General features: G+C 56.8%; 7 protein-coding genes and 3 pseudogenes. 6 read left to right on the forward strand and 4 right to left on the reverse strand.

The features are described 5' to 3' along the window. Window positions 1-11: 11 nt before the first annotated feature. Window positions 12-164 (forward strand): calcium-binding protein, encoded by a 153-nt coding sequence (locus KHO41_RS40290; protein WP_280519735.1) that lies wholly within the window; start codon window positions 12-14, stop codon window positions 162-164. Between the two features lie 44 nt (window positions 165-208). On the opposite strand, the pseudogene KHO41_RS40295 reads toward KHO41_RS40290, so the two are convergent. Next, window positions 209-952 (reverse strand): annotated as a pseudogene (locus KHO41_RS40295) (sterol desaturase family protein); the annotation flags it as partial. Between the two features lie 398 nt (window positions 953-1350). Here KHO41_RS40295 and KHO41_RS40300 point away from each other — a divergent pair. Together KHO41_RS40300 and KHO41_RS40305 are read left to right on the forward strand one after the other, a co-directional pair. After that, window positions 1351-3390 (forward strand): diguanylate cyclase domain-containing protein, encoded by a 2040-nt coding sequence (locus KHO41_RS40300; RefSeq protein WP_244874269.1) that lies wholly within the window; start codon window positions 1351-1353, stop codon window positions 3388-3390. A 78-nt stretch (window positions 3391-3468) separates the two neighbouring features. Next, on the forward strand, window positions 3469-3675 hold the full coding sequence (locus KHO41_RS40305) for a hypothetical protein (RefSeq protein WP_211958775.1): 207 nt from the start codon (window positions 3469-3471) through the stop codon (window positions 3673-3675). A gap of 591 nt (window positions 3676-4266) precedes the next feature. Here the strand turns inward: KHO41_RS40305 and phbB are convergent. The 3 genes from phbB to KHO41_RS40320 form a co-directional block, all read right to left on the reverse strand. After that, complete coding sequence (phbB, locus tag KHO41_RS40310) at window positions 4267-5010, reverse strand: acetoacetyl-CoA reductase (protein WP_211958776.1); 744 nt, start codon at window positions 5008-5010, stop codon at window positions 4267-4269. Window positions 5011-5130: 120 nt separating this feature from the next. Beyond that, window positions 5131-5691: a TIGR01841 family phasin gene (gene phaP, locus KHO41_RS40315; protein ID WP_211958777.1), complete on the reverse strand. Its 561-nt coding sequence runs from the start codon at window positions 5689-5691 to the stop codon at window positions 5131-5133. 165 nt (window positions 5692-5856) lie between these two features. Further along, the gene (locus KHO41_RS40320; protein WP_211958778.1) at window positions 5857-6081 is read right to left on the reverse strand and encodes a hypothetical protein; all 225 of its coding nucleotides are present in this window, start codon (window positions 6079-6081) and stop codon (window positions 5857-5859) included. Window positions 6082-7064: 983 nt separating this feature from the next. Between KHO41_RS40320 and KHO41_RS40325 the strand changes: the two are divergent. The 3 genes and pseudogenes from KHO41_RS40325 to KHO41_RS40330 all read left to right on the forward strand — a co-directional run. Then, window positions 7065-7361 (forward strand): annotated as a pseudogene (locus tag KHO41_RS40325) (transposase); the annotation flags it as partial. A 268-nt stretch (window positions 7362-7629) separates the two neighbouring features. Continuing rightward, window positions 7630-7778, forward strand: a pseudogene (locus KHO41_RS41555) (helix-turn-helix domain-containing protein); the annotation flags it as partial. A gap of 574 nt (window positions 7779-8352) precedes the next feature. Beyond that, window positions 8353-9303, forward strand: coding sequence for a hypothetical protein (locus tag KHO41_RS40330; RefSeq protein WP_211958779.1), 951 nt, complete (start codon window positions 8353-8355; stop codon window positions 9301-9303). The last annotated feature ends 307 nt before the right edge of the window (window positions 9304-9610 follow it).

The raw sequence follows: 9610 nt of genomic DNA on the forward strand, positions 1-9610 counted from the left end.
CTCCCGAGGACGTGTGCGAGTCTGAAGCCTTCGTGTGGATACGATGGAACAAGCGCAAGCTTGCTGTCCCACTAGCGCAACTCGTGCCACTGGCGAGCGACGAGATGACGCGGCAGGCCATTGCCGATTGGCAGTACTGGCAGGACCGAGGCTATCAGTTCTGACATCAGATCGTCCCGGTCAACACGGGTTCCGCTGACGGTTACAATTCCACCACCAGCGGGTTGTAGCTGGTGACAGGCCGGACCAGGCCATAGACGCAAGGCTCATCCTTGCTTTCGGGGATGTAGGTCCCAAAGAGTCGGTCGAACAAGATCAGCACACCGCCATAGTTCGCGTCCAGGTAGCGCAGGTTGGATGCGTGGTGCACGCGATGCGCTGAGGGCGTGTTGAAAATCGTCTCGAGCCAGCCGAGGCGCGGGATCCAGGTGGTGTGAATCCAGAACTGGTACAGCAGGTTCAGGCTTAGCATGGCGAGAACCAGCTTCGGGTCAAAGCCCAGCCAAACCAGCGGCGTGTAGAACATGGTGTTGCCCGTCAGCTTTCCGGTCCACCCAAGGCGATACGCTGCCGATAGATTCAACTGGTTGGACGAATGGTGCACTGCATGGGTCGCCCAGAACCAGCGCACGCGATGCGCGGCGCGGTGAAACCAGTAGTAGCAGAACTCTTGCCCGATGAAGAGCAGCGCAAAGGTCCACCACGGCCCGATTGAGATCGTTGCAATACGATGATGCCACGCAAACGCTAAGACTGGCGCGGCCAGACTCAGAGGCACCATCAGGATGAGTTGCCGGACGACCTGATCGAACATGCTCAGGCCCATCGCTTTCCAGTCGAAGGGTTCAGTGCTGGCGCGCCGCGCGCGCAGACTCAGCACAACTGCCTCGACCAGCGAAAGCAGGAAGACCGTGGGAAGCGCAAGAAGCAGGATACGAAACGGGACACCCATGTTCTTTTTCGGAAAGGAACGTCCGGATTGTGGACATAAACTTGACTATTTCAATAGTGATGTCCGCTGATGAAATGCTGGCGGTGCCAGCCCCGGAGCGGCGCTGCGCGCTCAATGCCACGCCGTCCCGAGTTGGACATAGAGGCGTTCCGGTCTGCGTGGTTGCAGATTGCCTGCAGCAGTCGCATAGATGTTTGCTTGATAGTTCATTTTTACCGGTGGCTCCCGGCGGCAGGGTCAAGCATGAAAACACGCGTGTCATATTCGGAATTCCGCTAACATTGACCATTCCATTTCCCTATTCGGGTGAAGAGCCCAATGGCCGCCCCGAGGTCAGCGTCCCGAACACAACCGCGCGCCTTCAACGAAGGCAGGGAATCGGACTGTGAGCGATTCCAATGAAAAAAGCAAAGGCTGAGGGAATGCTTCGCTGGTCGTTAAAATCCCGTGTGGTTGCCTCGACGGTCGTTGTGGTTCTTCTTCTCACGGTCCTGCTGATCCTGGTTGCACGTCAATATGTCGTCGCGAACCTAAAGGATTCCCTGCAGGCTCAGCAGGCCGCACAAGTCAAACTCGTCGCTGAGCAACTCGACGACAAATTTGAAGTTCGCGCCGTCATCCTGCGCCGACTTGCCGAGCAACTGGCCTCGCAGTTGGATCATCGCCCGGATGAACTGAAGCGCAACGCCGAACAGGCCGCTCCTATTCCCGAATTGTTCGACGGACTATTGCTCGCTTGGCCCGACGGTAAGCGGGTATTCGATACCAGGCCGATAGATCACAACCCTGATGTGTCGGGCCGGCAGTTCTTTCAAGACATTCTGCGCGTCGCGTCGGTTGTCATTTCGGAACCGGTGATCACCCAGGTAACCGGTACGCCGGGAATCGCCATGGCCGTGGCTGTGCGCTCAATTGATGGGCGAGTACGCGCGGTTCTTGTCGGAAGGCTGGACCTTCGGCGCGAAGACTTCCTCAACGCGCTGTCTCGCAGCCGCATCGGTGAGACCGGAACCTATTGCCTCGTCTCTTCGGGGAAATCCCCTCGCTATGTCGTGCATGCAGACCCGGCAAAGGTACTCCAGCCAGCAAGCTTCGTAGATGAGTCCTGCGGAACCGATATCGCACATTCCGTTTGGGACTTCGCTTGGCCGATGCGCCCCATTATTGCTCGACGCCGCCTTGAAACCGTGGGGTGGGAATTGATTGCCTCGCTTCCGGCAAAGGAAGCCTTCTCGCCAATTACCCGCGCCAGGTCAAAGATTTTAGCGGTGACTGCGGTAGCCTTGGCGATAGCCGGCTTGCTGATGTGGGGGGTGGCCCGACGCCTGATGGCGCCATTAGTAAGCTTGGAATATGCCGTGCAGGCATGTGCGACGGACTTGTCGAGGAGCGCTGCGCTTCCGACTGCTAGAACAGATGAAATCGGTGCCCTAGCCAGGACATTCTCCAGAGTGATGGGCGAGCTTGTCGAACGCACGGGTGCACTGCTGACGGCAAGGAAGTTGGCAGAGGAGCGGGAAGCTCGCATCCATGCCATTGCGAACCACATACCGGACCTCGTTGCCTACCTCGACAAGGACGAACGCTACGTGTTCGTCAATCAAGCGTACGAACAGCGATTTGGCATCTCTGTCGATGAAATTATCGGACTGACACCCATGCACCTGTGGGGAGCTGCTGTTTATGCGAAAGTGCTAGGCCCTCCCCTGCGGCGCGCACTTTCCGGCGAACTGGTTAGGTTTGAGGCTGAACATGTCCATGACAACCAGCCCGTTTGTTTTGACGTCACTTATCAACCTGCCTGGAGTACGACAGCCGACAGAGTCATAGGCGTGCATCTCTTTACCAGAGATATCACGGCAGAGCGCCAGAAGATGCGGCACCTTGAGCAAACGATCTTGTCAGACGATTTGACAGGCCTGCTCAATCGAAAAGGCTTTGACCGCCGCATGGAGTCGGCGATGATCCAGAGCGAGGAAGGCGGGCAAATAGTGGCTTTGCTCCTTGTCGACCTCGATAACTTCAAGCTTGTGAATGACACATACGGCCACCCCGTTGGCGATAAGCTCCTGAATGTCGTCGCGACTCGCCTGAAGTCCTGTGTTGGCGAAACCGGCGCTGTTGCCCGAGTAGGCGGTGATGAGTTTGCTGTGATTTTGGAGGACGTCTCGACGTCGGATAAGGTGCGGCGCGTCGCCCAGGCGATGCTCTCGGCGACCTGCGAGACGTTCATTCTCGATGGCCACCAGATTGCATGCAGCACGAGCGTCGGCGCCGCGCTAAAAACGCCCTGCGATGGCAACACCCGGAATGAGCTCCTCCTGAAGGCGGACACCGCCCTTTACTCGGCAAAACATTCCGGCAAAGCCAGGTTCATTCTCTTTGGCGAGTCGCAGACGATTGCTTCGGTTTCCAACGACCGCCCAAGACTTGATTGACATTGCCCTCCAATGCTCAGTGATGCTCCACCGAGCCTGAACTACCCCATGCTGTGCACAAATTGCGGAAAGGCCGAGATGTCTGCAGTCGTTCTTGAGATAGATTCTCTGTGCGACGAGAAAACTGCCGTGCTGAGAGTCCAGAGATGCTTTGCATGCGACGAAGGGCTCATCGAAGAAGATGCGCTGCGCTCAGTCCTGCGACTACTCGGCGAGGCCAGTGGTCAGGACGAATCGAAACAACAGCCTTTCACGGCGGCCCCAAGCGCCACGAACGACGATTGAATGGGCAGTCATGGTGGTGGCGCAGGCATGCGGAAGCGCGTTGACACCGCCCCATCAATGGGCTCGTAGGTGCCGGTCGGCATGATGCGCGCGGCGATTTCTGATGACAGGTGGTCGCCGAATTCGACGAGGTCACAATCCTCGCAAGCACGGACTGATCACGGTGGACCTCATCTCTTGCCGTCTTCGAGGCGAGCGCATGCAAAAATCAATTGGACAAAAAAAACCGGATCGAAGCGGGGGCTCGATCCGGTCCTGCGCAGCGGCGCACAACTAATGCAGCACGACCGCTGCGGACCAGAATTAAATCATAATTAAGCCTGATTTAAGCTCCGCGAATTACACTTGTTGCGGGATCGCAACGCAATATCGCCTCTTGTTGAAAGCGGGTGCGATAGGCAAGTGATGATAAAGGCTCGCACGCAATTTGCCGGAATGAGAAGTCGGATCGTGGACCAATGTTCAGGTGGTCAGCGACTTGACGGGAGCCATACTGCGGCGCGTTACTACGCGGCGATGACGTCCTTCTTGCCACCTCCGAAGAGGCGCTCTGGCTCCGACCAACCGGGAGCTCGACGAAGCGTCAACGCCTTACTGCATGTGCTGGCCGCCGTTGATGGCGATTTTCGCCCCCGTCACGAAAGCAGCGTCCTCCGAGCACAGGTATGCGATCAGCGCGGCCACCTCATCTGGCTTGCCAAGACGGCCTACCGGGATTTGGGGAATGATTTTGGTATCGAGGATCTCCTGAGGCACGGCCGTCACCATCTTGGTGGCAATGAAGCCCGGCGATACCGTGTTCACGGTGACACCGCTCTTGGCCACCTCCAGCGCCAGTGATTTCGTGAAACCGTGCATGCCGGCCTTGGCCGCCGCGTAGTTCGCTTGGCCGAAGCCACCCTTGGAGCCAATGATGGAGGACACATTGACGATGCGGCCCCAGCCGCGCTTGACCATGTCGTCACACACTGGCTTCGTCATATTGAACACGGAGTCAAGATTGGTTCGCATGACCGCATCCCAGTTGACCTTGTCCAGCTTCTTGAAGCTCGCGTCGCGCGTAATGCCAGCGTTGTTGATCAAAATATCGACGGGCCCAAGCTCTCCGCGGATTGCGGCCACGCAGCGCTGACATGAATCGTAGTCGGCGACGTCTACAGGGTACGCGTGGAACTTCCGCCCTTTTTCCTCCATGGTGCCCAACCAGTTCGTGGCGCTGCTGTTGCCAGGGGAATGTGTCACCGCCACTTCATAACCCGCATCGTGAAGACGAGCGCTGATGACTTCACCGATACCACCCATCCCGCCCGTGACCATGGCGACTTTTTTCGTCATGTCTTCATTCCTCTAAGCGGTCATACCGTAAGGATGACGTAGGACCTGCAGCTGATCAGGTCCCATCGTCTCGCAGAATTTGATTGAGATTCGAAATCTACCGAGCACCAACGCTATGGCCTACTTTGCGGCTCCATGGGTCGTCTGCGCTTCGCGGCGCCGCGCGCCTCTTGAGGCCGCCTCCACCGCCGTATTGAAGCTACCTTCGGCGACTTCTACGGCCTGCTTTGTCGTCGATTGCATCGACTCAAAGAGCATCGTGGTCGCCTTGATGGCTTCCTGCCAGGCACCCAGCGGCGACGTCGAACCTGAAGGCGCATTGTTCACCGCACCTTCGAAGAAGTCCTGCAGTTGGCCCCTGCTTGCCGCGTATTGGGCTTCAGCGACCTTCGCGAACTCCGCGCGCGTGGCTGCGAGGATGTCCGCCAATTGATGCCGATACGTCAAAGCGTGGTCGGTGAGTGGCTGAAGCCATTCCATCTGTAATTCGGTGAGTTCTTGGGGGCTCTGAGCCGAGAGGATTTTCGATACGCCCTCTCTGGTCAACGCCAAGCTCGTCTTCGTGGTTTGGAGATTTAGCGCCACCACTTTCTCGAAGCCATCGAAGGCTTGTTTCGCCAATCCGAGCATGGCATCAAGACCAGCCGCTTGCACGTTCTTGCATTGTTCCACTGTCCACATCTTGCGTCTCCTAGATGCGGCCTGCCCGGCAGGCCGTTATGGGTAATCGAGTCGATGTTCATTGCAGCGTAGCGCGCTTGCGGCGTACGCCGGAATGCATAGGAAACGTCGGAACCGGCACCTTTCCAAGGCCCGCGACGTTCGGTGTGAGACAAAGCGATGGGTTTATTGCCAAGCTTGGCGGCCGGCCATCGCCGGAACACGGCCTAATGCCTTGAGGAAGGCATAGCCTTGGATCGTGACGTGGGGACGGCTATGGTCTGGCCCGAGCCGTTCCAGCGTGATGAGCTGGCGCGCAAGCAACGCTTCTAAGTCCGCCTGGTCCAGCTCCGCGGGGTGCGGGTTGCCGTTTAGCAATACCAACGTGGCAAATTCGTGATGGCTCAGCACAGTCGTCTCCCAAGCTATAGATCTAATAGTGCTACGGGACTACGGGACTTCACTACCGCCCGAATGGTTGGCCAAGCTTGGATAAAACGGCTACCTTACTCTCGGACGCAAGGTCTGGCTGGCAAGCGCGTGTCGGTCACGTGCGCTCGGAAAGTGCATCATAGTGTCTTGCAGCCGCGACCGAAAGCCTTTTTGTGGCAATTCGGAGTCTCGATTGTCTAGTCGCAGGATGCGACCTACTTGGCTATCCCGATTTGATGTGCCTCAAATGTTCTGATCAAACCGTAACCGACCGGTCGGTTTTATAAACAGGTGAGCTTGCACGTCGCTGCATCGTACTGGCTGACCATTGGGTCAAACTGAGACGTTGGCTCCGTCTTGTCACACTGTAGCTCGGACGGTAAAGTTCGAAAGCGCAACGATGACAAGGCGAGATTCGGCACTATTGTGATCAATGAACTTCGCCGGGGCGCGGCGGCGCGGCAGTCTCCGCCAATGGAATGCCATGCAGACGAGGTCCGCCGATGACATGTTTCGTCGCTCACAATCGAGCTTCTGCGGTTGAACACATCAACTTGCGCAGAGGGGACACAGTCGACCTCGACTACGAAACGGCCTGGCAAGATGCCATCGAGCTCGGCCGACTTGGCGAGGAATGTGGCGTCTCGGTGCAGTTCCGGACCATCGAACATATCGCCGTACGTTCGCCAGATGCATTAACTCGCGGCCTGAGAACCACAAAAACCACGTTTCGTCAGCGCTATCTCTACTGCTTGTTCGAGCTGACAGAGCTATCGGAGCCGTGTCTCGACGAGCTTGAGGCCCGGGCCGTACAACACGGGGATTACCTCCTGGCTGCGCACCTGCTAGCGGAGACGACGCTCACGTGGGAGTAATCAACAGGTGGGTTTACCCTGATGTCCTCAGGGCACGATCATCCTTCTGGATTGATTGTGCGCGCCTTCGGGCAATGACTTGGGCTTAAGTGCACGCCGAGTCCGTACCGGCGCATCTCCAGATGGGAGCATGAGGAAGTGCTGGAGGCCGTCCAGCGCCGGCTCGACAAGACGCCGGATGCAATGACGGTTCGCAGGCGAACCGTCGAACATGTCTTCGGAACCTTCAAACATTGGATGGGCTACACGCACTTCCTGACGCGCACGCTACCGAATGTAGGTACTGAAATGAGCCTGCATGTTCTGGCGTACAACCTCAAGCGCGTTCTTCGAATTCTCGGGTTCTCGAAAACAATGAAGGCCATGCGCCTGGCGGGTGTGTAAGCACCCATTTGCGCCAAAAAAATGGTCTGAAGATCGCCCTCAGGGGCGCTATTAGCGCTGTTCGCACCCGTTTCGACGTGGAATAGCCGAAAATGCGATAAGAGAGGCTACGCCCCGGAGGGGACGCGCATTGGTGCGATTCGAGAGACGTTTCCACACGGCCTCGGTCGGCTACGGCCGGCCAGGCCTCATCGCGGCTGGCCAGATGAGGTCATCTCTCCCCTATCAGGCCCCAGTATTTCTTCCACGTTTCCAATATATTGGAATCGTGGAAGAAAATGATGCTATCCGCTCCTTAGCTGCCCTTGCCCACAACCTGCGTCTCCGGGTCTCCGGATGCTGGTGGTTGCCGGCCCAGCGGGGCTCACACCTGGTGGGATCGCTGAACAGCTTGACGTGCCCGGCGCTACGCTTTCGTGAAAGCGGTCAATCATTTTGAATGCCAAAGGTGGCTCTTGCGACCAATGCTCCCCACGCGTCGAGCGAGCTACGCCATAAACCGGACGCGATTCCGCGAAGTTGCTTCAGCAAGTGACAAACCGCGAACCGCGCCGGCGGCCGTCTTGAACATGATTTCCCGCATGAATGTGCACATATGCTCCCATACGTTGGATCGTTGGATCCAACGAATATCGGCCGAGAGACCGACGAAAGGTGAAGGAGTGAGCCCGGATCTAGTCTAGAGGGACTAGAGGACCACAGTCATGCGGGTGAGTAGAGAACTACGGTACTGGCAAGGGGAAAGACGTTACCGAGGGCTCTCCAGTGCCCTCACATTTGGGTTGGTGAATTCATGAATGCTCGGCAGCCGCTACTCCGTTGCAATTTGACTCAAGTCAAATTTGGTGGACTGAGCGTGCATATGCTCGAACGAGGATAGATTGTATTCAAGTGATCGAATGGGCGATGGTAATGTTGTTGCCTACTGAGTTAGATTGTTACTCAAAGGAAGGTCATCATGTTTGACGGGATAAAGAGAGCGTGCTTTCTCATGATCAGTATCCTGCTGGTGGCCTCATGCGGGGGCGGCGGAGGCGGGGGCGACGGAGGTGACATTATCAGCCGCCCTCCACCGACGGGATGGGTAACAATCGATTCACCAGATACCACCTCAACAATCTGTAATGAGGTTTCTCTTACGGGGGCAGCATTTATTAGTCCGACATTTTTCGGCTGCTGTAACGGATCCGCGGAGGAGATTACTGGCGTTACCGTGACGTGGCGCAACGAGACAAATGGCCAGGCCGGGAAAGCCATACAGACTGTGAGCGTATCAGGCTTAACTGGCCCCTTTAACCACCGATGGACGGCAACTGTGCCCGTGGCAATGGGGACTAACACCATTATTGTCAGTGCAAGCGACCCAGCAGGAATTAATGGCACAGCAAGCGTGGATATTTCGAAAACTGGCCCTTCATTCAAGGTTAGTGGCCAATTAAGAAGCGTCAATGGCATTGGGTTGGGTTTCTTTGAGAGCGGAATCTCAGTCACTCTCGCCGGGGCAAAGGACTTGACAGCCGTACCCGATTCTGGCGCCAAAGCGGGCGCGTATTCTCTAAGTTGCGTTCCACCAGGGACATATACTTTGACTCCAAAGTCGTCGGCTTTTCATTATGATTTTTCACCCTCTAGTCAGACGTTTGACGTTGTGGATCATGATGTCACACTTGTTGACATGGTCGCGCCGGCATATCGTGTCGATGGGCGGATTACTTTCAGTGTGAATGGTGCCCCGAGCCCAGGTACGTCAGTGATGATTAGTAGCGGCGGAGCATCCCTCTCAAATTTGACTGATAATACTGGCCTTTATCTATTTGTTGTGCCTGACGGTCCATATCGAATTGAGCCGCACGATCTTTTTTTCTCCACGGTATTCACGCCAGCCAGCCAGGACATCATTGTCTCGGGGCAGGATATTTCGGCCTTAAATTTTGCCAGGTAGGTGGTGTGACGGCTTGCGTGTTTTACGGGGCAATAGGCGTGTCTTACCCACTCACGAGTCCCTGGCGGCCCACTGTGAGCGGCCGGAGTTGGACGCGTCGCGAAGTCGTTGGCGCGCCAGGCAACGTCCCTCGGGGATCAAGATCGCGCTCCGACGCAGATCCAAACTTCAGATGAGGTCATTCGGCCTCGGAGATTCGTAAGCGCTAGATCCAGCACACCTTGAGTATTCCGATTGTTATCCGATACCGTGCGTCGCACGGGGTGTTACCGGGTAACGATCACGAGGAGTGCGGGATGGCACAGAC

Origin of the sequence: Cupriavidus numazuensis, from assembly GCF_905397435.1 — a bacterium.
Classification (GTDB): Bacteria; Pseudomonadota; Gammaproteobacteria; order Burkholderiales; family Burkholderiaceae; genus Cupriavidus; species Cupriavidus numazuensis.

What these genes read in the sequence shown, in the direction of transcription:
- KHO41_RS40300 (WP_244874269.1), top strand. Translation starts at nt 1,351, where the DNA reads ATGAAAAAAGCAAAGGCTGAGGGAATGCTTCGCTGGTCGTTAAAATCC.
- KHO41_RS40305 (WP_211958775.1), top strand. Translation starts at nt 3,469, where the DNA reads ATGTCTGCAGTCGTTCTTGAGATAGATTCTCTGTGCGACGAGAAAACT.
- phbB (WP_211958776.1), bottom strand. Translation starts at nt 5,010, where the DNA reads ATGACGAAAAAAGTCGCCATGGTCACGGGCGGGATGGGTGGTATCGGT.
- phaP (WP_211958777.1), bottom strand. Translation starts at nt 5,691, where the DNA reads ATGTGGACAGTGGAACAATGCAAGAACGTGCAAGCGGCTGGTCTTGAT.
- KHO41_RS40330 (WP_211958779.1), top strand. Translation starts at nt 8,353, where the DNA reads ATGATCAGTATCCTGCTGGTGGCCTCATGCGGGGGCGGCGGAGGCGGG.